This is a genomic window from Roseburia sp. AF15-21 (assembly GCF_003479505.1).
Taxonomy (GTDB): Bacteria; Bacillota; Clostridia; order Lachnospirales; family Lachnospiraceae; genus Roseburia_C; species Roseburia_C amylophila.
Genome location: NZ_QUHG01000033.1, coordinates 1 through 567 on the forward strand (window position 1 = coordinate 1; position 567 = coordinate 567).

At 36.2% G+C, this 567-nt stretch carries 1 protein-coding gene; it reads left to right on the forward strand.

Annotated elements, in window-relative coordinates; all coding sequences use genetic code 11:
* Window positions 1–33: 33 nt before the first annotated feature.
* The coding region (locus tag DWW33_RS15530) for a DUF3879 family protein (protein ID WP_118639829.1) at window positions 34–567 on the forward strand (534 nt) is incomplete at its 3' end.

Consider the following 567-nt stretch of genomic DNA (forward strand, 5'->3'; position numbering starts at 1 on the left):
ATATAAAAAATTTAATGATAGGAGGCTTCGATTATGTCAAGAATTACGGACTACGGTTTTTTATTTCAAACGACATTTGGAACATCAAAAACAAATTTAGTCAACAATATTCAGTTGTCCCAAATGAACAGCAGTTCTGTACAGAAACAATTAAAAGCAGCAGGGATCGACACAAACAGTAAAAAGTATAAAGCAGCACTGAGTGAGATGATGAAGAATGGAAACGGTGCAATGTTTACAAATGTTCAGGCAATTAAGAACCTGATGAGCCAGTATGACAAAAACGGAGACTGGATTGATCCGAATACTGGATTAACAGGACTTGCGGTAACGGATGAGAACAGAAACAGTTATAAACATATCATTTCTATTCCAGAGAGCAGCCGGGAAGAAATGTTTGAACTGGCAAAGAAAGAATTCTTAAATGAAAATGGTACTCTAAATGGTGATACTACCAAAAGGGAGAGTGTATATAACAATTTATACAGAAAAATGGATAAGGATGACCGCTTATCAGCAGGCTGGACAATGGAACAATATGAACATCAATACAGACAGGCATTTGCA